Source organism: Paenibacillus sp. NRS-1781 (assembly GCF_050467745.1).
Taxonomy (GTDB): domain Bacteria; phylum Bacillota; class Bacilli; order Paenibacillales; family Paenibacillaceae; genus Paenibacillus; species Paenibacillus terrae_A.
Genome location: NZ_JBITPI010000003.1, coordinates 1 through 25,680, shown reverse-complemented (window position 1 = coordinate 25,680; position 25,680 = coordinate 1). Strand labels below are relative to the sequence as shown.

24 protein-coding genes are annotated in these 25,680 nt (G+C 45.9%); 18 read left to right on the top strand and 6 right to left on the bottom strand.

What is annotated here, in order from left to right:
* The 5 genes from ACIFO6_RS00925 to ACIFO6_RS00905 form a co-directional block, all read left to right on the top strand.
* Positions 1-1,936: WIAG-tail domain (locus tag ACIFO6_RS00925; RefSeq protein WP_430037045.1), on the top strand; the 1,936-nt coding region annotated here is incomplete at its 5' end.
* A gap of 156 nt (positions 1,937-2,092) precedes the next feature.
* Positions 2,093-2,554 carry a hypothetical protein gene (locus tag ACIFO6_RS00920; RefSeq protein ID WP_430037042.1) on the top strand — a complete coding sequence of 154 codons (462 nt, stop codon included), beginning with the start codon at positions 2,093-2,095 and terminating at the stop codon, positions 2,552-2,554.
* A gap of 170 nt (positions 2,555-2,724) precedes the next feature.
* A complete protein-coding gene (locus tag ACIFO6_RS00915; protein WP_430037040.1) occupies positions 2,725-3,438 on the top strand; it encodes a response regulator transcription factor in 714 nt (237 codons plus the stop codon).
* Between the two features lie 2 nt (positions 3,439-3,440).
* A complete protein-coding gene (locus ACIFO6_RS00910) occupies positions 3,441-4,820 on the top strand; it encodes a sensor histidine kinase (RefSeq protein ID WP_430037037.1) in 1,380 nt (459 codons plus the stop codon).
* Positions 4,821-5,035: 215 nt separating this feature from the next.
* A complete protein-coding gene (locus ACIFO6_RS00905) occupies positions 5,036-6,103 on the top strand; it encodes an ABC transporter ATP-binding protein (protein WP_430037033.1) in 1,068 nt (355 codons plus the stop codon).
* A gap of 145 nt (positions 6,104-6,248) precedes the next feature.
* Here the strand turns inward: ACIFO6_RS00905 and ACIFO6_RS00900 are convergent, their stop codons facing one another.
* Positions 6,249-7,532: a pectate lyase family protein gene (locus ACIFO6_RS00900; protein ID WP_430037030.1), complete on the bottom strand. Its 1,284-nt coding sequence runs from the start codon at positions 7,530-7,532 to the stop codon at positions 6,249-6,251.
* A 402-nt stretch (positions 7,533-7,934) separates the two neighbouring features.
* On the opposite strand from ACIFO6_RS00900, the gene ACIFO6_RS00895 reads away from it, so the two are divergent.
* Both ACIFO6_RS00895 and ACIFO6_RS00890 read left to right on the top strand, forming a co-directional pair.
* Entirely contained in the window at positions 7,935-8,519 is a 585-nt protein-coding gene (locus ACIFO6_RS00895) for a TetR/AcrR family transcriptional regulator (protein WP_430037027.1), read from the top strand.
* Positions 8,520-8,595: 76 nt separating this feature from the next.
* Positions 8,596-9,177: an NAD(P)H-dependent oxidoreductase gene (locus tag ACIFO6_RS00890; RefSeq protein ID WP_430037025.1), complete on the top strand. Its 582-nt coding sequence runs from the start codon at positions 8,596-8,598 to the stop codon at positions 9,175-9,177.
* A gap of 261 nt (positions 9,178-9,438) precedes the next feature.
* Here ACIFO6_RS00890 and ACIFO6_RS00885 read toward each other — a convergent pair whose 3' ends face one another.
* Positions 9,439-10,632 carry a glycoside hydrolase family 5 protein gene (locus ACIFO6_RS00885; RefSeq protein WP_430037023.1) on the bottom strand — a complete coding sequence of 398 codons (1,194 nt, stop codon included), beginning with the start codon at positions 10,630-10,632 and terminating at the stop codon, positions 9,439-9,441.
* A 218-nt stretch (positions 10,633-10,850) separates the two neighbouring features.
* Here ACIFO6_RS00885 and ACIFO6_RS00880 point away from each other — a divergent pair, with 218 nt between their 5' ends.
* The 6 genes from ACIFO6_RS00880 (at position 10,851) to ACIFO6_RS00855 (ending at position 16,013) form a co-directional block, all read left to right on the top strand.
* Positions 10,851-11,873 (top strand): substrate-binding domain-containing protein, encoded by a 1,023-nt coding sequence (locus tag ACIFO6_RS00880; RefSeq protein WP_430037020.1) that lies wholly within the window; start codon positions 10,851-10,853, stop codon positions 11,871-11,873.
* Positions 11,874-12,099: 226 nt separating this feature from the next.
* Positions 12,100-13,350 carry a PTS ascorbate transporter subunit IIC gene (locus tag ACIFO6_RS00875; protein ID WP_430037017.1) on the top strand — a complete coding sequence of 417 codons (1,251 nt, stop codon included), beginning with the start codon at positions 12,100-12,102 and terminating at the stop codon, positions 13,348-13,350.
* A 74-nt stretch (positions 13,351-13,424) separates the two neighbouring features.
* Positions 13,425-13,766 (top strand): cupin domain-containing protein, encoded by a 342-nt coding sequence (locus tag ACIFO6_RS00870; RefSeq protein WP_430037014.1) that lies wholly within the window; start codon positions 13,425-13,427, stop codon positions 13,764-13,766.
* A 198-nt stretch (positions 13,767-13,964) separates the two neighbouring features.
* Positions 13,965-14,522 (top strand): MarR family winged helix-turn-helix transcriptional regulator, encoded by a 558-nt coding sequence (locus ACIFO6_RS00865; RefSeq protein WP_430037011.1) that lies wholly within the window; start codon positions 13,965-13,967, stop codon positions 14,520-14,522.
* Between the two features lie 115 nt (positions 14,523-14,637).
* Positions 14,638-15,144, top strand: coding sequence for a hypothetical protein (locus ACIFO6_RS00860; protein WP_430037008.1), 507 nt, complete (start codon positions 14,638-14,640; stop codon positions 15,142-15,144).
* 2 nt (positions 15,145-15,146) lie between these two features.
* The gene (locus ACIFO6_RS00855) at positions 15,147-16,013 is read left to right on the top strand and encodes an SDR family oxidoreductase (protein WP_430037005.1); all 867 of its coding nucleotides are present in this window, start codon (positions 15,147-15,149) and stop codon (positions 16,011-16,013) included.
* A 411-nt stretch (positions 16,014-16,424) separates the two neighbouring features.
* On the opposite strand, the gene ACIFO6_RS00850 is transcribed toward ACIFO6_RS00855, so the two are convergent.
* Complete coding sequence (locus ACIFO6_RS00850; protein ID WP_430037002.1) at positions 16,425-16,793, bottom strand: DUF6713 family protein; 369 nt, start codon at positions 16,791-16,793, stop codon at positions 16,425-16,427.
* A 327-nt stretch (positions 16,794-17,120) separates the two neighbouring features.
* Between ACIFO6_RS00850 and ACIFO6_RS00845 the strand changes: the two genes are divergently transcribed.
* The 5 genes from ACIFO6_RS00845 to ACIFO6_RS00825 all read left to right on the top strand — a co-directional run bounded on the left by ACIFO6_RS00845 (position 17,121) and on the right by ACIFO6_RS00825 (position 23,016).
* The gene (locus tag ACIFO6_RS00845) at positions 17,121-18,881 is read left to right on the top strand and encodes a cache domain-containing sensor histidine kinase (protein ID WP_430037000.1); all 1,761 of its coding nucleotides are present in this window, start codon (positions 17,121-17,123) and stop codon (positions 18,879-18,881) included.
* Between the two features lie 2 nt (positions 18,882-18,883).
* Positions 18,884-19,684: a response regulator transcription factor gene (locus ACIFO6_RS00840; protein WP_430036997.1), complete on the top strand. Its 801-nt coding sequence runs from the start codon at positions 18,884-18,886 to the stop codon at positions 19,682-19,684.
* A 137-nt stretch (positions 19,685-19,821) separates the two neighbouring features.
* Positions 19,822-21,165, top strand: coding sequence for an extracellular solute-binding protein (locus tag ACIFO6_RS00835; RefSeq protein ID WP_430036994.1), 1,344 nt, complete (start codon positions 19,822-19,824; stop codon positions 21,163-21,165).
* 26 nt (positions 21,166-21,191) lie between these two features.
* Positions 21,192-22,073 carry a carbohydrate ABC transporter permease gene (locus ACIFO6_RS00830; protein ID WP_430036991.1) on the top strand — a complete coding sequence of 294 codons (882 nt, stop codon included), beginning with the start codon at positions 21,192-21,194 and terminating at the stop codon, positions 22,071-22,073.
* Positions 22,074-22,134: 61 nt separating this feature from the next.
* The gene (locus ACIFO6_RS00825) at positions 22,135-23,016 is read left to right on the top strand and encodes a carbohydrate ABC transporter permease (protein ID WP_430036989.1); all 882 of its coding nucleotides are present in this window, start codon (positions 22,135-22,137) and stop codon (positions 23,014-23,016) included.
* An 830-nt stretch (positions 23,017-23,846) separates the two neighbouring features.
* Here the strand turns inward: ACIFO6_RS00825 and ACIFO6_RS00820 are convergent.
* From ACIFO6_RS00820 to ACIFO6_RS00810, 3 genes are all read right to left on the bottom strand, one after another.
* Positions 23,847-23,987, bottom strand: coding sequence for a hypothetical protein (locus tag ACIFO6_RS00820; RefSeq protein WP_430036986.1), 141 nt, complete (start codon positions 23,985-23,987; stop codon positions 23,847-23,849).
* A 264-nt stretch (positions 23,988-24,251) separates the two neighbouring features.
* Positions 24,252-24,722, bottom strand: coding sequence for a hypothetical protein (locus ACIFO6_RS00815; RefSeq protein WP_430036984.1), 471 nt, complete (start codon positions 24,720-24,722; stop codon positions 24,252-24,254).
* An 18-nt stretch (positions 24,723-24,740) separates the two neighbouring features.
* The coding region (locus ACIFO6_RS00810; RefSeq protein WP_430036981.1) for an EndoU domain-containing protein at positions 24,741-25,680 on the bottom strand (940 nt) is incomplete at its 5' end.

Sequence of the window (25,680 nt, the reverse complement as noted above, 5' to 3'; positions counted from 1 at the left end):
GAATCTTGCGGAAGGCAGCGTGGGTCCTGCACATTTGTCTGCGCAGGCCGTACACACCCAGCATCTGGCAGCTGGAGCAGTACAGGACACAGCGCTGGCAGAGGGGGCAGTGAAGTCCGTGCATATCGCCCCGGAGTCCATCCAGTCGCACCATCTGCACATCGGAACCATTCAGGGTGAGCATATCGCATCACAGGCGATATCAACCGATGCCTTGCAGAATGGGTCTGTTACGTCCGACAAACTGGCAGATGGGAGTGTGACGGCCGCCAAGCTGTCCGCCCACTCGGTGCAGCCGTGGCACATTACGGACGAAGCGGTGCAAGGAAACCATTTGGCAGAAGAAGCGATTCAATCGAGCCATTTGGCCCCGGAAGCCGTCAGCTCTGCCCATTTGCAGGCTTCAGCGGTGCTTACGAGACATCTGGCCCCGGATAGCGTATCCGGTCGTGCGATTCAAGCGGAAAGCATCACCTCGGAAAAGCTGGCAGCACACTCGGTGCAAGCGACGAATCTTGCGGAAGGCAGCGTGGGTCCTGCACATTTGTCTGCGCAGGCCGTACACACCCAGCATCTGGCAGCTGGAGCAGTACAGGACAGAGCGCTGGCAGAGGGGGCAGTGAAGTCCATGCATATCGCACCGGAGTCCATCCAGCCGCATCATCTGCACATCGGAACCATTCAGGGTGAGCATATCGCATCACAGGCGATATCAACCGATGCCTTGCAGAATGGGTCTGTTACGTCCGACAAACTGGCAGATGGGAGTGTGACGGCCGCCAAGCTGTCCGCCCACTCGGTACAGCCGTGGCACATTACAGACGAAGCGGTGCAAGGAAACCATTTGGCAGAAGAAGTGATTCAATCGAGCCATTTGGCCCCGGAAGCCGTCACCTCTGCCCATTTGCAGGCTTCAGCGGTGATGACCCGGCATATTGCGCCAGGAAGTGTATCTGTACACGCACTCCAGGCAGGGAGCGTGAACGCTGAGAAGCTTGCGCTTCGGGCAGTGCGTGCTTCGAATCTGGCGGAAGCTAGCGTAAGCTCTGTACATCTGATGGAGCAAGCAGTGCACCACATACATCTGGCTGATGGGTCGGTACTGGAATCGGCGCTGGCTGAAGGCGCGGTGCAATCAAGGCATATCGCCTTGGATTCCGTCCAGTCGGAGCATCTGCAAGCAGGTGCCATCCAGCCGCAGCATATAGGCTGGCAGGTGGTGTCGGAAGACGCATTGCAGGAAGGAGCGGTTACGTCCAGCAAGATCGTGAATGGAGCGGTACAGTCCTGGCATGTAGCCGAGGATTCCATTGAAGGCCGACACATTGGCGAGGCAGTCATTGATACGTATCACCTGAAGCCAGGGGCGGTGACGCTGGCTCAGCTATCCACAGATATTCACCTCTCGGGGCTTTTACCGGAGGAAGGTATCAGTGGCGACAGACTCCAGGCAGATAGTGTATCCCGCAGTCATCTGAAAGCACAGGCCGTCGACAGCGAGGTGCTGAGTCCGGAAGCTGTAGGATCGGAGCATCTACAGACCGCTGCGGTACAAAGCCATCACTTGGCAGAGCAAAGCATTGAAGGGCATCATCTGGTGGAAGGCTCTGTAGGCTCGCGTGAGCTGCAGCTGAACGCAGTGAAGCCAGAGCACCTGAGCATCACCCCGGTTCGTACTTGTGCCAATCAGTCCGCATTGCAGCAGTTTGGCAGAGCGCCGTTTCTTTTGAAGGGCAGCGAAGGAGAGACGGAAGTGACCATTGTATTCGCAGAGCCATTTATGAGTCCGGACTATACACTGGTAGCGATGACGAACCATCCTCTCTTTCATGCGACGCTGAAATCGCAGACACCGGATGGAGCGGTGATCGTCGTAACCAAATGGAACGAAACCGCGCACAACTACGGTATTGTTTCCTGGATTGCCATCGGTTAGTGAATGCAATTGTGTAAAACTTATAGCGTGCAGACTCACGTATTTTCTGAATACGGGGCTGCACGCTTTTTCATACACTTTTCACACATTTGTTCCACAATTATCCCGAATTCTCCTGATAAGCTAAAGATACTTTAAAGGAGAGGTGATACAATCATGAAAAAATGGACTAAAAATGCAGCAGCCGTATTGACCGTAGTAAGCATACTGGGAGGAGCAAGCAGTGCATTCGCCGCTACAGCGACACCAACGACAGCTACAACTGCATCAGCAACGAAAGCATCAGCGGTTACGACCCCGGCTACCAAAGCACCAGCAGTAAAAGCACCTGCGACAAAAACACCCGTGGTGAAAGCACCTGTAAAAAAAGCTGCAAAAGCTCATAAAGCAACAACAGCTAAAAAAGCTCCTGCCAAAAAGGCTGTTGCCAAAAAAGTAGCCCACAAAGCAAAAGCAGTAAAAGCGAAGCACCGTACCGTTAAACATCCTGCTAAAAGACAAAATGCAGTAAAACATAAAGCGACAGCTCACAAAACTCGTGCACACCATGCTGTAGCTAAAAAAGTGGCTCATAAAGCTCCAAAAGCAGCAGCTAAAGTGGTAACAACCAAGAAATAAGGCGGGAGCGCAATTCGCTTCCAGCTCGCCTGGCATATATAGCAGCGATTCAATGATAAGAAAAGACGGGACCGGGGACGGTATACCCGTCTTTTGTCTATTTTGCCAGGCTTCTGTTAAGCTTATAGAGAGGATGAAATCATCCAGAACAACGGCAAGGGGTTAAGGTCATGACAAAAATAGTGGTAGTAGATGATGACGTGTTCATTTTGCAATTAATATCTGAATATTTAAAAAAGGAATCCTACGAGGTGACTTCCTTTTCCAGTGGAAAAACACTGGTAGAGCATATCCGTACCGACCATCCAGATTGTCTCGTTCTCGATATCATGATGCCCGGAATTGATGGACTTTCCCTGTTGACTCAGCTGCGTGAATTTACGGAAATGCCGATTATTATGATCTCCGCTCGCGGGGAAGAAAGTGACCGTATTCACGGGCTGGAGCTGGGATGCAGCGATTTTTTAACTAAGCCATTCAATCCTCGGGAGCTGGTTGGCAGAGTCAAAGCCATGCTGAGGCTGACCAAGGCCGGAACATCTGTACCGGACGATAAGGAGGCAGCAGAGGCAGACGGAAATGTATGTCGTGCGGGCAATCTGTGTATTTTCCCTGAATTTCGTAAGGTAACGGTGGACGGTCAAGAGCTGAATCTAACCTCGCGTGAATTTGATCTGCTGCTGTTTCTTTCGAATCATTTGGAAAGACCTTTTGGCAGGGAGCATCTGATTCAGCAGGTGTGGAGCTATGATTTTATAGGTGATGTGAGGGTCGTGGACGATCTGGTCAAACGGATTCGTAAAAAGCTGGCGGAATACCACTCTACGCTCGTCATTAATACCGTTTGGGGATTCGGATATAAAGCAACGGTTCAGGAGCAATAGCCATGCGTACGATGAGAGCTAAAATACTGCTGTCTCTATCCATCGCAATGCTCATTACCGTTTGTATTACGGTGGTTTTGTTCATCAGGCTTATCGACGACCTTCTTGTAAATCAGGCTAAATCCAAGCTTCATGAGCAGGCACGCAAAGCCGTCCATATTATGAGCGACGGAGGCTTTGACCGGCTGGATAACGCTGAGCTTAACTATGTTATCAAAGGTATGCTTTTGTCTGCCGATTATTTTATTTTAAGCACGGATAACCGTATCATCGACTCCAGTGTATCTGGAATGGAGGGCAAGAAGATAGAGAGCTTGCTATTGATCCGTCAGGGATTTTTTGCATCCGTTCATCCGTCTGCCCATGATTTGGCTGCCGTACATGAAGGAGTTGCTGTGCTTCAGGGTAAAAAGATACTGTTTACAAATGAAGAATTGCCAGGACAACCTTTTCGGATTTTAGTATATTCACCGCTGTCTTCTTTAAGAGCGCTGTATGTCCCGTTAATGAGAACCACCATACTGTCGATCGTGGCGAGCTTTTTGGTGATTCTCGTCATTGGGCTGATGGTCGTTTCACGACTGGTACGCCCGCTTAAGCGATTGAAGGAGGCTGTAGGCAACTACGAGCCGAATCAACCACAGGATAGTGATTTTCCACAAGCGGACAAAAGCGAGATTGGCGAGCTGATCGGTACTTTTCACTCGATGTCTGCCCGTATACAGCAGCATCACCACGGTCAAATTGAATTTTTGCAAAATGTTTCTCACGAGCTAAGGACACCGTTAATGTCCATTCAAGGCTACGTTTACGCCATTCAGGATCAGGTGGTACCCCAGGATGAGGGGCTTAGTATCATTAAAGTGCAGTCCCAGCGATTAATTGATATGGTGGAAAAGCTGCTTCAGCTATCGAGGCTGGAGGCGCTGGATGAAGAATGGCCCGTCTCGCTTATTGATCTGAAAAGCATGGCAGAGGACGCCATTCATTTGCTGATGCCGGTGGCTGCGGAACGCTCGATCTCGCTTCGCGTGGAGGGAGAGGGCCTGCATGTGGCTGTTCCGGCCGAGCAATTATTCCGTATGATGCTGAATTTGTTGCAAAATGCGGTTCGACATACCTCCACGGAGGTTGTCATCCATTTGGAGGCGGGAACGACACCGGAGGTCGTATGGGTAATCCATGTGGATGACGACGGAGAAGGTTTAACCGAAGAAGAGGCCGCTGAGGTGTTCGGACGATTCTATACCGGCTCGAACGGTGTTACAGGTCTGGGATTAGCTATTTGCCGCCAAATTGCCTCCCGACTGAACGGAGAACTGATCTGCACACGCTCGCCACTGGGTGGAGCACGGTTCAGCTATATTCAGCGCATGTTATAAATGAGTGCAAAAAATGGTTAAAAATGATCGTTTTTCTGGATAAACATTCCGTTAATATAACATAAGATGACAGGTTCTAGGTATTATTGCAGATATAGCTTGACTGGCGGGTACTAAACTGAGTAAAATTAATCGTATATACCTTGACTCTAGAGCGTCGTTTTTTTAGATAGTGGTCAATAATAGTGGTTAATAATGAATGAAAGAGTGATGAGATGAACCGCCTTTTGGAAGTGAAGGACTTAACGATATCTTTCAAGACCCGTCAGGGACTAGTGCAGGCCATTCGTGGCGTAAACTTTCATGTCAATAAAGGAGAGACGCTGGCGATCGTGGGCGAATCCGGCTCAGGCAAAAGTGTAACTTCACAGGCTGTGATGAAGCTGATTCCGACCCCTCCTGGTATTTATCAAAAGGGTCAAATAATTTTTGACGGACAAGAGCTGATTAATAAAACGGAAAAGCAGATGCAGAAAATTCGCGGTAAGGAAATCGGACTGATTTCTCAGGACCCAATGACCTCGCTTAATCCGACGATGAAAGTCGGCAAGCAAATCACGGAAGTGCTTTTCAAGCATGAAAAAATATCCAAGGATGCTGCTCATAAACGTGGTATTGAACTGCTTAATCTGGTAGGTATTCCACATCCGGAGCAGCGTTTTAACCAGTATCCGCATGAGTTCAGTGGTGGTATGCGTCAACGTGTTGTTATCGCGATGGCATTGGCTGCCAATCCGAAGCTCCTGATTGCCGATGAGCCGACGACTGCACTGGACGTAACAATTCAAGCTCAAATTTTGGAATTGATGAAGGATCTTCAGAAGAAGATCGACACTTCCATCATCTTTATTACCCATGACCTCGGCGTTGTAGCAAAAATGGCAGATCGGGTTGCGGTTATGTATGCTGGACAAATTGTAGAAACGGGTACAGTTAATGAAGTTTTCTATAACCCGAAACATCCATATACATGGGGACTTCTCGCTTCCATGCCAAGCTTGGACAGCCACGGTCAGAAGCTGGCAGCGATTCCGGGTACCCCTCCTGATTTGCTTCATCCGCCTGTAGGGGATGCTTTTGCCGCCCGCAGTGCTTATGCGATGAAGATTGACTTTGAGAAAGAGCCTCCACTCTTTCAATTATCCGAAACACATTTTGTGAAATCATGGTTATTGCATCCGGATGCGCCTGCGGTTGAGCCGCCAGAAGCGGTAAAAGCCAAGCTTCGCAAGCTGGATAATGCATTTGAAAAGCCGGTTTTGGTTGAACAATACGGCGGTTAATGTGTAATATAGCTTGTAAATAAACCGGGTCAACATAAAAGAAGGGCTGTTCTCTCCGTGGAAGAATCTACGGTGGGAACAGCCTTTTTGGTGTGAAGCCGCAGGTTGTGAGAGCCTGTGGCTATGGAGCTAGCGGGGCAGTTTTTTACAGCTTGCCGGAACCGGCTTGGGAAGTGACTTCTGCCTTCACGCTGGCGGATGGAGAAATCTTATCATTCAGCGATGGTTTCCAGCCTACAGAAGAGCTAAGACCCGCGCTGGAGCCTGCATTTACGGCTTGTCCATTCAGGAGAGTGCCTGTGTCGGACAGGGCGGTGCCTCCAAAGACAGTTATGATTTTAGCTGCGGACAAACCTGCAACGTCGATGACATTGTTTTCAGCAAAAATTTTGGAGGATTTGCCTGCGCCCCATATATACAGTGAAGGATATTCGGAGCGTTTTACATCACCTGTGTAGTAATTGTTGTACAAATGGACTTGTCCATACCGCACGCGTGGTGTGCGTTGTACCGTGTTTTCATAATAATTGTGATGCAGGGTTACACGTAAAGCCCCTTCATCTGCTGTTTTGCTGTCACTGTTGCCAATAATCGATGTTTTATCATGATCGTAAAAGTGATTGTAAGAAGCAGTAACCAGATCAGCTTGGTTAATCACATCGAGAAGTCCATCATGATGCTGATATTCTTGACCATAAAAGGTGCCGTTTTGGCTATCGGGGCGAGATCCATCATTGAAGGAATTGTGGTCTACCCATACATGTGTGGCGCCGTTAATTGTAATGGTGTCATATTCCGAATTCCAGTTGCCTGTACTACCGTCAGTTGGGTCCCACTGAGGGAAATAATCGTAGGCATCCTGGAATTCAATATTACGGATAATGACGTTATCTGTCCCTTTTTTCAGTTGGAGGTTTGCGCCGTTAATAACGGCATTGCTACCCAGACCAACAATCGTTGTATTGGACGGAATATCAATGACGACACGGCTGGCCTGATTTTTTTGTGAAGCCTCACGTGCCTTTTCCAATGTGCCAGATGGAAGCTTTTTACCCCATGTGGACGGGTCATACGCTTTAAGATATGCATCAAAATCATATTTAGAGTCCTTGTAATCATTCAATCCTAACGGCTTGTTGTTGTCATCGACATTGGCATTGATTGTGCCTTTGACATAAATGATTTTAGGAGTTGTATTACTGTTTTTACCCAAGGCATCCACAAGCTGTTTGCGATTGGTTACGGTGAAAATATTGGAAGCTGTGGCTGCAGATCCGCCTGTTGTGCCTGCAGAAAAGGCTGCCCATCCGTTCTTGCTGCCAAGCACCTCCTTACCAATATCGCCTGCCGCATGAGCGGGTGTGCCAAGAGGAGCAAGGGTAGTGAACAGCAGAGCTGCTGCAATGCCGAGTGAAAATCTCTTTTTCATAAAGTTACCTCCGTATATGGGGTTAGTGGAGTAGACGAACGAAGGGAGTCCCGGGTGCTCCTGTGGTTTCTACTCTTCTATCATACTTCGTGTTCCAGTATTTGTTAATATAATAAAAATTACATACTAAAAAATTTGTCGAAAATTTTACATAACACAATGAACCCCTATTTTTTCCATTCATATTGAGTTTATACTAATGAAAACGTTAACAATCATATAGAATGGGAATTGTATATATGAATATATGGAATTGTTTTTATGTTTTTTACTCGAAATTAGTTGATGATGTTAACGATTTCAATCCAAGAAGAGGAACATCAAATGTTAAGAAACCGCTCATTTTATCGCCTTGCATAAATATCATTTGCAATTTGGTTAGTTATCACTTACTATATGCTTATGAACAAGAAAACACATGTAGATAGCAAGAAGAAGGATATTATGCAAGCAGCTATGCGCTTATTTGCGACCAAAGGCATCGACGGTATTTCTGTCAAAGAAATCGGGGAGGCTGCCGGTGTGACGGATGCCGCGATTTATAAGCATTTTAAGAGTAAAGATGCGATGGCCCTGGAAGTATTCCGGCAGTATTGCAACAGCTACACTACGTTGATTGATTTCTATCGCAAGCAGAGCGGGAGCTTTATTGGTCGTTTTCATCAACTGGTGGACGAGGTGCTTGTGATGCATGATGAAGACCAGTATGGTCTGCTTCTGTTATCACAGCATCATGAGCTGTATGTAGAGGCCAGCCAAAGCTCGAATGTCCGGCAGCCGCAGGATGCGTTAGTCGAATTTATCGAGCAGGGGATTCAGCACGGAGAACTGCCCAAGCAGGATGCCCAGCTATCTGGTGTGCTCATTATTGGAGCCATTACACGCTTGTCCGTGTCCAGTCTGGAGGGTGAATTGCCCCAGCAGCTTATTCCGTTTGCAACGGAGGTCAAGGAACGTTTAACCGCTTTATTAAGTCAAGGTCGGTAGTGACCTTTTCTTTTTAAATATAAAGTTAGTGTTTTCTAACTAAAAAAATAAAATATGAGGGTAGGAAGTGGCTCGAATGTCTAAAAAGATATTGGTTATTCAGGGAAATCCGGTCGTTGGCAGTTATGGAGAAGCGCTAGCTCAATCCTATGTAAAAGGAGCGGAGGCTGCGGGAGCTGAGGTGCGTTTATTGCAGTTGTCTGCGTTGGATTTTAATCCGAATCTATTAGGTGGATATCGTAATAAATTGCCGCTGGAACCAGATTTAATCAAGGCTCAGGAATCCATGAAGTGGGCAGAGCATCTGGTTTTCGTCTTTCCGATCTGGTGGGGCAGCTTGCCCGCATTAATGAAGGGTTTCATTGACCGTACTTTTATGCCGGGGTTTGCGTTTAAGTATCAAAAAGGAAAGTCGTTGCCTGACAAGCTCTTAAAAGGCAGAACGGCCCGCCTCATTACTACGATGGATGGACCGGGCTGGTATTACCGATTTTTCCAGGGACAGCCTGTGCATCGGATGATGAAGGATTCCACGCTGCATCTTTGCGGTGTCAAACCGGTGCGTTCTACTGCGATTGATCTCATGAATAAGAAAACAGATCAACAGCGCAACGATTGGCTGAGCAAGGTCGAGCAGCTAGGACGCAGCATGAGTTAGGTTTTCATGATGCCGAGATCATCTGATTCCATTACTGGATTTAATGAATAAGTGGGGACAGGATCATCAAAAGCTGAGAGCTGCATCGGAGTAGATGGGTTAATCGAATAGGGTCAGCCTAAGTGTATAGAATACTATGATAAATAATAAACAAATTATATTTTATGTAAAAAAAGCTTATTCCTGACTCATCTCTTGAGTTGGAATAAGCTTTTGAAAGGTTGGCTGCTATTATTCACCTGCGAAGAATGGACAACAGGCTTATTCGGCGGTAGCTGTCGCTTGCTCCGCTGCGAAGATGACAGGCTTCATAATCCGGCTCAGCATATCCTGCTTTGGACGATTCCAGGTAACCCAGTCGTCCAGCAGCAGCCCGCCTGTGTCGCCGCTATTCGGATTCAGGGACCAGTATGTGAAGTACAGGTTGTTGGCACGAATATAGTCTACGAGTGCATTTTGCCATTTACCCTCAGTGGAGGACATATCGACATTACGACCGCCAAATTCACCGACCAGCACCGGAGCTATGTTTTGCTTGCTGATGTAGCCCCAGGTTTGATCCCAGATGGCTGGCAGGTTGGACGGGAAGGTTGGGTCGTTGAACCATGGCTGCGAGGACACACCGGGGCCGTAATCATGCGGAGAATATACGACACGGTTCGGTACGTCTAGAACGACAGGATAGTTGGCTACACCTGTCAGGTTGCCACCCCACCAGTATTGGCTATTGTTGCCTTGTACATTGTGGTCTACACCTTCTACGAGAATCAGCCAATTCGGATTCACGGACAGAATCGCATTCCCTGCACGTTGTGCCGCCAGACGCCAGTCTGTGGAGGCATTGCCTGTACCCCAGCTTGCTTGACCGTGTGGCTCGTTGTGCAAATCCGCACCAATGACGGTTGAGTTGTTTTTATAACGTTCAGCTAACATTTTCCAGTCACTGATCCAACGAGTCTCAGGGTACTGGGAAGTGTACCACAGCTCGGATTGTCCACTTGAGCCTGGACGGTGACGGTCAAGGATAATCTGAATACCGCGTTGTCCAGCTTTTTCGATCAGCTTGTCCATAATTTGAATCGGAGTCAATCCGACCAGATCAGGGTTTTTGTGATAATCAATACTGTTAGGATGGGAACCAGAATCGAACAACTGATTACTGTAAGGCAGACGGATCAGATTGTAGCCTTCTTTCTTTACCTGATCCAGCATGTCGTCCATTGAACGGGCCCACAGTCCATGCAAGGTGTAATTAGGAGTTTCCAGACCGAACCAGTTCAAACCGTTGAATGCCGCCTCTTTCCCGGATTCGTCCACAATCTTGCTTCCTGAGGTGTGGTAATATCCCTTCACACTGGCTGCATCTGCCGAAGCGGGAGTGTAGCTATACAGTGTGAAGCCCATTACGAGGGAGGCAATGACGAAAACTGTCTTTTTCAACCCTTTTTTCTTCATGTTTTTGCTTCCTCCTTTATTTGAATATAATTGTAACCGATTACAATTTCATTTTATGTTCAAATATTCCATCAAACAAGTTCATAAAATTCATATATTTCTAAGATTTCTGTACAAGAAGGTATATAATAAAGTGAAATTCACTTTACATATAGGTTGCAGAATATATATTTGAAAATGAACACGCCTAACACGCAGAAGAAGAAAGGGGGTTAACCATGGTCACAACGATGAAAGAAGTTGCAGAACGCGCAGGGGTGTCGAAGAGCACAGTTTCGCAGTTTCTGCATAAGAGATACAACTATATGAGTGAAAACACCAAGAAGAAGATCGAGCAGGCGATTGAGGAGCTCAGTTATGTTCCCAATGAGGTGGCACGCAGTCTCAAGCAGAAGAAGACCTTCATTGTGGGTGTTATTTCTTCAACTATTTTATCGAAATTTACAACAGAAGTTGTGCGTGCAATTGAAGATGAATGCCAGCTGGAAAATGTCCAGGTCATTGTCTGCAATACCGATGATGATTCGCTCAAAGAGAAAAAGTATGTCCAGTCGATGATTGCTCGGCAAGTGGATGGACTTATCATTTTTCCGACGGAAGAGAACAAGAAATTATATGCTTCCCTTGTCAAGAATGGCTACCCTTTCGTGTTTGTGGACCGAAAAATCGATGGAATCAGCGTAGACACAGTGCTGTTGAATAATGAAAAGGCCAGCGAGCTTGCGGTTGAAGCACTCATTGAGCATGGTCATAAAAACATTGGCATCATCACGTTCCCCTTAGGCAAAAAAGCAATCACCACACGAAGTGAGCGGCTGTCCGGTTATAGAAATACGATGGACAAACATGACATATCAGTGAATGAAAACTATATCAAAAGCGGCAGACTGGATGAAATGCCAAATCTTATTGGACAACTATTCCACATGAAGAATCCGCCCACCGCAATCATCGCTACGAATGACATGATTTTGGAGCAGGTGCTGATTTATGCCAAAAATAATCGTCTGACCATCCCTAATGACTTTTCCTTGATTGGCATAGATGATGTATCGTTTGCGTCTTTTTATAATCCGCCGATCACTACCGTTTCCCAGCCGAGCTTTGAAATGGGGAAAAGAAGCGCAAGGCTACTGCTGGAGAAAATTGATCAAAAAGAGCAGGATCATGAGGAGCTATCAGAAATTATCCGATTAAATCCGGCCATTAACCACAGAGAATCTGTCCAAAAATTGAACTGAATAATTGGAATAAGTCTTTTATCTTTTTGGAAACGTTTTATGAATTCTATTGTAAAAAGTAAATAATGAGCTATAATGATTCTATGATTCGAGTCATGAATACCCTTTCATTTCAAAAAAATAATTCTGCTTCTTTTTACATTCCCGCAAGGGGAATTTTTTTCAAGTATTACTAAACCGATTTAGTAAGAATGAAAAATAAAATAAAAGAAAGTCGGAGATCACTATGGAAATGTTTATGAGTATTATCAGGGAGCCATCCATCATTATCGCGATTGTGACATTACTCGGCCTTATATTCCAGAGGAAGAAAGTATCCGAGATCATTACGGGAACTACCCTTTCTTTCATGGGCTTCACCATGATCAAAGTCGGCGGCGGAATTTTAGGAGGCGTTCTCACCAACTTCAGCCAAATTTTTTCTTATGCGTTCAATCTTAAAGGTGTCGTACCAAGTAATGAAGCCATCATGGCACTGACCATTGATCAGATCGGGGCGGATGCTGCGCTCATTCTACTCTTTTCCATGATCCTTAACATCGTGCTTGCACGCCTGACCAAGTTCAAGTACATTTATTTGTCTCTTCACTTGATTCTGTTCATGAGCTTTGCCGCTACAGCCGTTATGAAGGGTCTTGGTCTCAGTTCGCTGACTACGATCATCGTCGGTTCTCTGGTAATCGGGAGCTATATGGCAGTGTTCCCTTACCTGCTCCGGAATGCCAGCAAAAATATTATCAAATCTGATGAATACACGATTGCTCATGCTTCCATGACCTCTTACATTCTCGGCACCTATTTAGGAAAAGTTTTTGGCAACCGTGAAAAAGACACCGAAAATGTAAAAATTAATGACCGCATCAGTTTTTTGCGCGACCCCAATGTTGCAACGACCTTGACGATGCTTGTGCTTTTGCTGATATCCGGGCTGGTTGCTGGTTCTGATTATGTCAGCAAATTATCTGATGGCAAAGAATATATCGTCTTCATCCTCGAACAGTCAGCTATTTTTGCTGCCGGCTTGTACATCGCAAAGGCAGGTGTTAAGCTGTTCACGACTGAAATTGTACCCGCCTTCAAAGGGTTCTCCCAAGTGTTCGCACCTGGAGCAATCCCTGGTGTGGATGTTCTGGTACTGTTCGACAAATCACCTAACTCCGCGTTGGTAGGCTTCTTGGTCAGCTTCTTCACAGGCGTTGCCTGCGTCTTTCTTTTCCCGCTTGTCGGATTGCCTGTTATTGTGCCGGGGATCATGGCCTGCTTTCTCGCTGGTGGTGCAGCCGCGATATTCGGTAATTCCAGCGGTGGTTTCAGAGGGGCTGTCATTTCCAGTTGTCTTAATGGATTCTTGCTCTGTCTGCTGCCGGCCCTCACCTTGCCGCTCTTTTCTTTTTTGGGTGCCGAAGGGGTGACATTCGCCGATCCCGACTTTACTACCCTTTCCGGAGTACTGTGGCTTATTTTCCGTTGGTTTTAAACTAAATCGATTTATGAAGTTTTTTAAAATAACTCATATCAATAATTTGTGTTCTAAATGAGGAGGAATTATCCATGTTTTTTAACGACCAATATATTCAACTTGATACCGTTGACAGTAATACCACCCGGAAAGTGCTGGCCCACAGCGACCAGCTTATGTATGTCAAAGTGATGTTTGCTAAAGCCCAAACAGGGGAGATCCTGTTGCACAAGCATATCCATGAACAAGTCACTTATGTATTGAAGGGAAGTTTTAAGTTCATGATCGATAATGGCGAAACAAAGGATGTACAGACCGTTAAAGAGGGAGACAGCATCCATTTTCCATCCGATACTCTTCATGGCTGTATCCCACTGGAGGATGACGGTATTCTGCTAGATGCATTTACACCAGCACGTGCGGATTTTATGTGAATTACCTTACTAAATACGATTTATCTATTGAGTATGTCGAAAAATGATTGATGGACAGAGAGAGCAAAAGAAAGGGATACTCACAACGCGAGCATCCCTTTTTGTATTCGTCTACCCAGCGATATACCTGGCTTCAAGTAATGAAGATGGGGTAAAAAATGTGTTGACACAAAAATGATTAGGAACCATACTATATATATGAACAAGGATAATAAAATAACCAACGACATTAATGCTATTCCCTCACTTGCACAATCCAAGCGTCAGATTGATCGCTATAACCTAGACCTAGATGCACAGGCTATACTCGTCGCGTCTAGGCTAATGGAAGCGGGAGCCAAGCTTGGACATGCCGCAGAGATTCATTTCTCCAGATTCGGTTTATCAACAGGGCGATATCGTTTATTGGCAGACCTTGAAGATAACGAAGGAGAAGAGTTGCCCTCGCAATTATCTGAGCATCTAGGTGTGACACGTGCTACAGTGACTGGTCTTATCGATACTCTTGAGCGAGATGGGCTAGTATCCCGGCGATCAAGTTCAGAGGATGGACGTCAGAAGTCGGTCATATTGACAGAGCAAGGAGCGAAGAAGCTTCGTGAAATGGCTCCTGAGCATTTCGCTCGGCTGGAAGCCATGGTAGGCTTACTGAATATCGAGGAGCGCAGCGTATTCCTCGACCTTTTAGGCCGAGTTACACAGGGTATATCGGCACTTACGGACGAACCAAAACGAACTAAAGAAACACATCAGTAATGAGTAGAATGGGCTAGTGAAGCTAGCCCATTTTCACTCTTATATAGTTAGGATCCTAACTATATGTCGCTGAAAGCAACCGCTGAACGATTAAAAAGAATAAAGGGGCAATTAAATGAACAAGACGACGGAGTATCCCAATCAGACAGATGGTGTTTACGAAATCAAGTCTGCTGGTTCTGGCACAAAGACTTTTGTACTGTGGCATGAAGTCGTAATGGCCTATGCGTCTCCTGCCATTATGGCAGGTATCGGGGGATTGGTCACTGCCGACAAGGGGCTTCAATTAGGGGCTTTGACCACAATCGGCGGAACATCGGCCTTCTTGGCTTTGATGCTTGGCCTTTGGCTGCGCAGTAGAGGAGGCCATAAAGGGTGGATCATCGGCGCACCTCACTTGGTTGTGGTTGGGCTGTTCGCGTTGGTGGGAGCAACATTTGGCCTATTCGCCGCATGGGCGACATCGGGTTTACTAGAAATTATGATTCCGAGCAATCACTTGGCCTGGGTCGGTCGTGTCTGGATCGATTTCCCGTTGTCCGGATTCATAGCAAGTACGATAGTGACATGGCGGTGGCGTCTTGCCGTCACTACAAATTTTTCATCCAAAAGGAGAAGATAAGAATGATAGTTATTATTGGAGCAACAGGTACGATAGGCAGTGCGCTTTTGGAACGTTTGGTTGATCTTGGAGTACCCGCCAGGGCGCTGAGCAGAGAGCCTGAGAAGTTGCGTGATCAGATTGGAGAAAAAGGCTGGTCGACTATCGAGATCGCATCGGCTGATGCTTCTGACCCCGAATCGCTGCGTCGCGCGTTTACAGGAGCTAGCCAACTTTTCCTTGCCATGTCCAACAGTCCACTACAAATTGAATTGGAAACTTCGATCATTCAGATTGCCGCCGAAGCTGGAATCAAACACATCGTAAAAATATCCAGTCCTGCCTTTGAGCAGAGCTCTCCAGTGGCAGTGGCGGGCTGGCATCAAGAAATTGAGAAAACTCTGAGCGAATCGGGTCTCACCCACACCGTGTTGCGCCCCTATGCGTTCATGCAAAACTTATTAGGCCTTGCACCAACGATCACAACCCAAAATGCTTTCTTCGGCGCCATGGGCGATTCACCCTGTAACTTCATTGACTGTCGCGATATCGCAGATGTCGCCGCAGAAGTTCTGACCAATCGAGAGGTATCTGGCCAGATCTATACGCTTACCGGTTCGGATATTTTCAGCTATCCTCAGATCGCGAGTAAACTATCCGCCCTGCTCGATCGGCCGATACGCTACATCAACATGGACCCCCAAGCACTACTCCGCAATCTCATCGAGCATGGGCATATGCCTCCTTGGCTCGCGAATCACGTTGTGGAAATTCAAACTATGTCTACGGTGGTTCCGGAAAGACCAACGGACATTGTAAAGCGCTTGCTCGGTAGAGAGCCCCGCAAGCTAGACGCTTTTCTGCATGAGCATGCAGAAAATTTCAGGTAGAGGCGGAGTTCAGCTAAGGATCAACCAGAAAGAACTGGTTGACCTCATAATACGAACGGGCAGAATAGTTCAATAAGAAGCTGTAGTGGAAGCGGATCCGGTATCGAATAAGATTTCTACGGACTCGTTGCTGTGAAACTATCATTCCATAAACTAAAAAAAAGCCGCGATTTATGCGGCTTTTAATGGCATAATGTTTTTGACTTCTAGACCGCCATATCCCCATGAATATAAATCTTTACTTGGTTCGTGCAATGCCGGATATACTTATGTCATTATACAATTTGCTCAACATAACCCCGCCTTCAATTAGTGTGGAAGTATAATGTATAGGCGGTCACATGATTATTAAACTAATATTAATGTTTCCCGTTAGAGTTATAACTTCAAACATTTTGTGTTCGCATTCACTCAATTTTTAAATAGTAATAATAAATGAATTACCGCAAGAATACCCATTGGATAAATAATTGATCTAGAGAACGTATTCTTAAATCCATTACGGGGGTGCTTTTCAAAAAATAGGTGCAGGATTGCATGGATGATTAAAAATAAATCTATGAACCAAAAAATAATTGTCTGATATTGGCTGAAAAGTAAAGAGAGTATTATTGTGTAAAGAGGAAGGTGAATAAATGTGAAGACTTTATAGGCTTTAGAATCTTCCATATCTTTAAGTACGATAAACAATCTCCACTCAGAATGTCTTATCGCATCCATTTCGTGCAAAAGAAATAAAGATAAGTTAAGCAAGAATAGCACAAGCAAAAAATCTGGCATATAAAACCTCCTACAATTCTATAACTCCATGTTACTACAGTGTAATAAATAAACCCAGCAGAATATGGAATTATTTAATACGCATAACTGCCTGGGGCTAATAAGAATAACCATATTGCAAATTTGTGTGTTATCGAACGTAATCTATCCAGAGAGTACCCTCATGTTGTCGATGACCCCGAAACCTTCTATTTTCTATCATTTATGCCATTTTAATTAATTTATACCTAAAAATAAGCAAACATAGGGGAACGGTGCGATAGAATAGAAAATAGAGAGCGTTATCATTACCTATTTTGCTGCGATGGTTCAGGGAGGGGGAGGCACATGGGTTCAAGGCTTCAATTATTAAACACGTTGCGTAATCAGATTTTTGTCGGGTTTATATTGGTGATGCTCATTATGATGAGTGTGGCGGGGGCATTCATTTACCTTAATGTCTCACACCTGTTGAAAAACAGTGCCGAGCGTCATATTGGTCAGACCGCGGTACAAGCAAGCGGCAGGCTGGATGCATTAATCGGCCAGATGGACAGCCTGACGGAACAGGTAGCGAATCATCCATCTGTTCAGCAAATTTTGCTAGAGGAGCGCAACGGAGGCAAGGTGTCTTTTCGGCAGCGGCAATCACTGCTGCAAGTGATGCATAGCTATCAGGCTTATATGCCAAGTGTTGGCTCGCTGGAGCTGTATACCGCCGAAGGGAAGATGTTGTTTCCAATTAGGGAGGGTAGTCTGGAGGAGCGTATCGGACAGGCGGATATCCGGGAAGCAAATCAGATGAAAGGAAGATTAGTCTGGATCGGCATAGATCCTAAGGATCCCCACTCGCTACTGGCGATTCGGCAGGTGAGCCTGGTGGATCGCTGGTTTTCACGCGGAGGATATCTGATTACCCGCATGGAGCGCAGTTATTTTGGACTGAATGCTGCGTCCGCGGTCAATGAAGAAGCGGATGAAACCATGCTGCTTGTAGATCGCCAAGGCAAACAGTTGTCGGGTGAACCTATGAACCAGACGGATTTGTCAGGTGTATTCCACAGCAGGACACAGACAGTTCATATTGGAGAGCGGGAATATGTGAAGGCGGTCCAGCAATCCGAGCAAACCGGCTGGTCGCTGCTGATCCTGATTCCGGTTAGCGTCGTCACAGACGGAATTACGGTTTTACGGACTACACTTATCATCTCCGCGTCTCTTGGTGCCGTGTTATTCCTGTTCATGTCCTTTATGCTGTCTACGTTGATTACCAGACCGATAGGTCATTTGATTCAGGCGATGCGTCGTTCACGGCAAGGGGCATTAGCACTCAATCCAGAACCGGCAGCAGCGGTCGAACTGCGGGAATTGAATGCAGAGTACAACATGATGATTGTCGATATCAATGGATTGATCCGTGTCATTTGCGAGAAAGAGGTATTGCAGAGCCAAACCGAGCTTAAAGCGCTTCAGGCGCAGATTAATCCGCATTTTCTTTTTAATACGCTGGATGCTTTCAACTGGTCGCTACAGGAAAAGGGGGAGGAAGAGCTTGCCAAGCTGATGGTGTCCATGTCACGGTTGTTTCGTTATATTATCCAACCGGCTCACCATGACTCTTGGGTGACACTCGGGGAAGAAATGGCACAAGTCCGCCGTTATCTGGAGCTGATGGAGATGCGTCTGGGTGAACGTCTGAGCTGGCAAATTCATATGCCTGCCGAGGCGGCTAGAATTCCGCTTCCTAAGCTGCTGATCCAGCCCATTCTGGAGAATGCCATTTTGCATGGCGTCGAAAATCGCATTGGCAACGGCCGTGTTGAAATCCGTGTCACTCCTGCGGCAAAACCGGGTTGGACCAAGATCGCGGTCATAGATGATGGACCTGGCATGACACCGGAGGAACTTGCGGCTGTGCGTGCAGCGCTGACGGGGGGATCGGCCTGCCAGAGCAAGGGGACTGGTATGGGGCTGGTTAATGTGCAGCGCAGGCTTGCCCTCTATTATGAGAGTGCATCTGATCCAACGAATGGTCTGCTGATACATAGTGCTGTGCAGGAAGGAACTGTGGTGGCTTTTGAAATTCCTAATGAATACGGAGGGCGGTAGGAATGAGTGTTTCATCCAAAACCATTGTCATTGTAGACGATGAGCAGAGAACGCGTCAGGGAATACATCAGACACTGGAGCAATGGGCCGCCGGGAAATACAGGATTGTGACAGCGGCAGATGGTTTGCAAGCATTACAAATGCTGCGGGCGGAGACGGTTCATTTGCTGATTACGGATGTCCGGTTGCCTGAATTCAGCGGACTGGATTTAATACGTTCGCTGGAACGGGATTCACGTCGGCCAGCGATTATTGTTATCTCGGGCTATGCGGAGTTTGATTATGTCCAGCAGGCTCTTCGTCTGGGAGCTGTCAATTATTTGCTCAAGCCGATTGATAAGCAGGAGCTGCTGAAAGCGGTAGATGAAGCGCTCCGGCTGGAGGAGGAAAGACAGCGGTATGAGAAGCTCGAAAAGCTGGCTGACCCTGTTCTGCTGGAGCTTGACCTCCAAGCGGCTACTCTTAGTGATCCGATACGGCGTGCCTTCATCTATATAGCGGAGCATCTTCACGAATCCACTACGATGGCGCAGACTGCTGCACATGTACACTTGAATGCGAGCTATTTCAGTGTTTTGTTCAAGGAGCAAATCGGTTTGTCCTTCAGCGAATATCTGCACCGGCTGCGACTCCAACGGGCCAAGGAGCTGCTGCTGCATAGCCAGTTGACGATTGCCCAAATCGGAGAGCGTTCAGGCTACCGGACAGATAAATATTTTATTAAAGTGTTCAAAGCGACCGAGGGGGTAAGTCCCAGCCGCTACAGGCAGCAGATGCGTCAAGGGCCACAGGATATTCACTGACAGCATAGGCAGCTCATAACCCAATAAAAGTGGAGTTATACCCAATCAGCGTACCCTGTTGAAAGCTGGAATGGAGTGCTAAACTTACAAATGATAACGGTTACAAAAAATAAAATTACAACAACGGGGGTCTAACGATGTCCAACGAGTATGGTTTGCGTAAGCACTCACAGCAGAAATGGGTTGCTGGGTTGAGCCTGCTGCTGTCATTGCTGCTGGTGCTGTCCGGTTGCGTTAGCGGTAAAGATGGTAAAGGGAGTTCCAATGGAGAAGGCGGAAAGGTTACGCTCAAAATGATGCACCTGTGGCCAGAGGGAAGCTCGGCACAGCAGAGCAAGCTTGTGACCCAGATTATAGCTCAATACCAAAAGGACCATCCGAATGTCGTCATTCAGCAGGAAGTGCTCGAAAATGAACAATACAAAAACAAGCTCAAAGTGCTGTCGGCTTCCAATGAATTGCCGGATATCGGTATTACCTGGGCAGCGGGCTTCATGGAGCCCTACGTTAAAGGTGGATTATTTACGCCAATGGATGACCTGCTGAATGGCTCCAAGCTAAAGGACAAATTCGTACCGGGAACGACCGAAGCCTATACGCTGAACGGAAAAACGTATGCGCTTCCCATTGAATTGAACATTTCCCCCATTTACTACAACAAAGCCATATTCCAAAAACACAAGCTGAAAGTACCTGCGACATTTGACGAGTTTAAGCAGGTTGTAAAAACACTTGCGGATCATGGAGTTGCACCGATTGCACTGGGCAATAAGGACCGCTGGACCGGCTCGCTCTGGTATATGTATCTGGCGGATCGTATAGCAGGTAACGAGACGCTGAAAAAAGCAATTGACGGCTCAGGCTCGTTTGATGACCCTGGTTTAATTCAGGCGGCATCCGAAATTCAGACGCTCGTGGATATGAATGCCTTTAACAAAGGCTTTAACGGCTTGTCCAATGATGAAGGAAAATCTGAGTTTATGAATGACAAAGCGGCAATGTATTTAATGGGTACTTGGGAATTACCGAATTTTACGACCAATCCCGCAATCCCGCAAGCATTTAAGGATCAGATTGGCTTTTTTAAATTTCCGATGGTCGCAGGCGGCAAGGGCAACGTGAATAGCTGGGTGGGAGGACCGGGAGTAGGCTTGTTCGTTTCGGAAAATTCCAAGGTGAAGGAAGAGGCCAAAGCCTTTGTTGAGTATTTCGTGGTCAAATGGGGTGAGCAATCGGTAACGCAGGCGGGAGTTATTCCGGCGACGAAGGTGGACACCTCCAAAGGAAGCTTGCCTAAGCTGTATGTCGATTTGCTGAATGAGCTGAACCAAGCCAGCAGCATTACATTGTTCGCCGATGTACAGATGAAGCCGAATGCGGCGCAGGTACATTTGAATATGATTCAGGCGTTGTTTGGTAAAGCCGTGACACCGCAACAATTTGCCGATCAGCATAAGGCCGCCATTCAGCAAGGAAATTGAAATTGAGCACATAAGGAGGTTGGGCCGTGGAAAAGGTCATGTCCAATAAGCTTGTCATTGCTCTGTATGTGTTGCCTTCCCTGCTGCTGTTACTCACTGTGATTTATGTGCCCATTGTGCTCACGGCCTATTACGGCCTGAATCAATGGAATGGCATAGGCTCTATGACTTTCGTAGGGCTGGACAACTATCAGCGTTTGTTCACAGACACGGCGTTCTGGCAAAGTGCCTGGCACTCGCTGCTGCTGGCTTTGTTTTCAGGGGTCAGTCTGATCGGTTATCTGGTCATTGCGATGATTTTGTCAGGAAAAATCAAGGGAGCGAATCTGCTGCGGAAAATGTATCTGATCCCGATGCTGTTGTCTTCTGTAGCTATCGCGCAATTGTGGCTCAAAATATATCATCCGACGAATGGAGTACTGAATTCCTTATTGGTATCAGTTGGAGTCCACAACCCGCCTGAATGGCTGGCTAATCCGTCTCTGGTGCTGCCTGCCCTGTTCATCCCGATTATTTGGCAATATGCAGGCTTTTATATTCTGATCTATTATGCCGGGCTGAAAAACATTCCCGAAACGCTGATGGAGGCTGCCCGGATCGACGGAGCCAGTGCCTGGCAGATCGCGACTCGTATCAAATTGCCCCTGCTGCGCGAGGTGATTAACGTCACGATTATATTGTCCATTGTTGGCTCGCTCAAATATTTTGACCTGATCTACGTCATGACGGACGGTGGACCGAACGGAGCCAGTGAAGTGATGGCTTCTTACATGTACCACCAGGCGTTCCGCAGCTTTGATTTCGGATATGGAAGTGCTACAGCCTTTGCTCTGCTGTTCATCTGTCTGGTCGCTACGTGGCTGATTCGCAAGGCTACCGCTTCCGGTGACACCATCCAGTATTCATAAATACAGTTATGCGAACAGACAGATAGTGGAAAACAACGGACAGGAAGAGGGAGGGACGGACATGAAAACCCAGGCAGCCGCCAGCTATCCGCTTGGAGTCGCTACCCGTGACAGAATGTTAACTAGGGCCGGTTATGCCGCGTTGTATACACTTTTGATCATCTTGGCGGTGATGCAGCTTTTACCGCTGCTGTGGCTGATGCTTTTTTCGCTTAAAAATAATCAGGAAGTGTTTAATCTTCCGCCATTTGCACTCCCGTCCCAGCCGCATTGGGAAAATTATATGAATGTGTGGACCAGCGGCAACATTGGGCGATATTTTATCAATAGTGTGTGGATTACGGTCATATCCGTGGCGCTGACGGTGCTGCTGGCCAGCTTTGTAACGTTTGCGATTACACGTATGCGCTGGAAAGGAAGCCAGTTGATTCTCGGACTCTTTATGGTCGGACTGATGATTCCAGTTCATGCCACCTTGATTCCGTTGTTCAGTATGTTTCTCAAGCTGCATCTGACCGATACGCCGCTGTCCATCATCCTGTCGTATGTCGCCTTTAATCTGCCGACAACGATGATGATCTTGCTGGGATTCTATTACGCCCTGCCCCGGGAAGTGGAAGAAGCGGCCGTTATGGACGGCTGCTCTGTCAATCGGATGTTCTTCCGGATTGTGTTGCCCATGACGACCCCGGTTATGGCTACGACAGCCATCATTAACATGATCTATAACTGGAATGAGTTTATTTTCGTCAATACATTCATTAGCTCGGACGAAAACAAAACGCTGACCGTTGGCGTTCAGAACTTTATTGGACAATATACGACCGACTGGGGAGCTATCGGAGCTACGTTGATGATCAGCATTTTACCCATTTTGCTCGTGTTCCTCATCATGAGTGACCGGATTGTTGAAGGGATCGCAGCCGGGTCGGTAAAAGGGTAAAGAGTAGGGGAAAGGGCTACCACGATACAAATTCCCTTGCTGTATTTGAATTGCATCCCTTAGAGTAGACATTGGAACAAACCTCCAGGTTTGCCCGATGAATGCTAGGGGGTTCATTTTTATGCGAGTCTAGCTTGAGTTGAAGGAAATATATGTATGATTCTGTATACGTATTTAAGTGTAAAAAGCATGATTGCTACAACTAGAATGCTGAAGTTCATGGACCGTAGTAGAAAATTCATAATTTTAAGCTTTTTCAGAAAATAAATGACGAGCAAACAAAAAGGAGATGAGACGATGAAAATTATTATTCTTGGCAGATTCATTGCTTCGATTGGATAACTGCGCAGAAGTTTGTGTTGGGCAATTTAAGAGGATAAAGCGAAAAGTTTTGCTGAATTCTTGGGACCTTTAGCAAACAAAAAGAGAGTAGACATTTATGATGCCGACCAATTGCGTGAATCCATCAGAGGTTATGAATGTGGTTGGTAACTCTGGTAGGAAGAATGGCAAGTTAACGAGATACGGCAACAGATGCTGATATTTGATGATAAACTATTTAATGCGTTGGTGGAGAAGATAACCATTCTCTCACCAGCGCATTTTGTTTTTACCTTGAAAAGTGGAATGAGCATAGATGAAATATTGGACTATCAGAATCATAGACTAAAATGATCAATAGGCTAACGAGTAACTTTGGGTGTATGACGGGAAGATTCAATCGAATCACGTCTTTGACTCCTTCCATATACATGGATTGTTTGTCTTGGCTTAACTGATAGCCTATGGCTTCTTCCCATTCAGATAACAGACGCTGGATATCCTCGTTATTAGTTGGTTTTAAATTGATCCATTTGAGTGAATAAGTTTTTTTCCTCAGATAAACATGAAGCTTGTTGTTCACTAGCAAGTTCTAATTGATAAAAACGTTGGCGTAATGCTTCGAGAAACCAATCTGGCCAATTTGACATAGCTTATTTTCCCTCCCGTTGTTGAAGTGTGTGTATGTTAACTCTGATGGGGAGGGATGGCAAGTTATTGTTTTTCGTAAAAAAACAAGCTCATTCCTCGCTTAAGGTTCAAGTTTGGAATAAGCTTTGAAAGTTTATCAAGTGTTTGAATCATTTTGTGTTTGGTTTGCTGGTTGTATTGTACGATCTTGTTGTTGAGTCTGTAAACGAGTTCACACAAAATACTTGACAACCCCGAATAAGCTTTTCAGTTATTTATTATGTCTATCCGTTACTTTCAATACTCTTAACTTCTACCATTTTTAGTTCAATCCAATTCATAACCATTTCTGCCTCTTCTTGAGTAATCACTTTTTTCTCTTTTTTATATTTATAATTTTCATAAGCCCATAGTAATATAATTTTCACAAATTCAACTGTCTCTAACTTACAAATTGGTTCCACTTCATCTTCATCTTCATCTTCATCATAAAAAAGATCTTCAATTGTTGTATAATCCCTATCAGATGTAACAAAAGTCACATTGCCTCCGCGCTCATAACAAGGCAATTTGCCTACTAATACATCAAGATAGTTTTTGATATCAACCTTCAAATCCTCATATCTTAGAAGTATATCAGATCCTAATGGATCACTTATCATATTTGCAAATTCAAGTGATTTCTCTTCACTAAAATCCAACACTACTATATTAAATCTGTCTATCCATTTCAATTTATATTTGTACTTAATCATAGTTCATATCTCCCCCATTTAATACAATGGATAAGCTGAAATTATCTTATCATTTCTTAAAACAAACTCTATTTCCATTCCCCGACTTGTTACCCCTCTATAAACGTTATTTTTTACAACTTCTTTATTCCTAGAAGCTTCATTTATAGCATCTATTACCTGCTGAGGTGACCACTCTCTAGGAAAAAATGTTGATTTAACTTTCTTTAGTACCCCGCTAACTTCAATATTGGCTTGATAGACACCAAACTCATTAGGCGGGTCAACATTCCCGACAATTTTACCGTTACTATTTGGCATCCCTTCATAATGAAAACCATTGGCCTTTCCATTTTTGAGTATTTCGCCATCAAAAATATGGTTTAATCCATTTTCTTTAGTCCCTATTTTAAAGTTTTCTTTGTTCCGTAGACCCCCGAGCCATTTCTCTTTATCTACAACAGACTTAGCAGTTTCACCCGTCCCCTTATTATCCTTACCCGAGTACTCTCCTGATTCTAACGCATCAATCTGTTTTTGTCTCTCAGGCGAAACCTTCGCACCCGCTTTGGAATGAGGGACATCAGGACCCAGATCATGAAACTTATAATGACCTCCAGCCGTTGCGAGGATGGGTGATCTTTTAGTTATACGGATATTCATCTTTCGGGCTACACTTTGCAAGTAACTACCCAAGGATTCGAAATTGGTCGGGATACGGAGGGCGTTCGTTTTGAATTTTCCATCTCCGGCTTTGGCTAGAGCAGAGTCGGCTTTGGCTGTATCCCCGAGTAATCCCGGCGCTCCACCTTTTCCACCGTTCTTTTCTTCCACACCCTTGATTCCTTTAGATAAAGAGGCTTCTTCTTTGCCCAGCTTTCTAACTAACTTTGCGCCACCTTTGAAAACCGTATAAATGTCTGCTCCGCGTTCTACAGCTTTTATACTGTCATATCCTGCATCGTAACTTTCCTGTTTG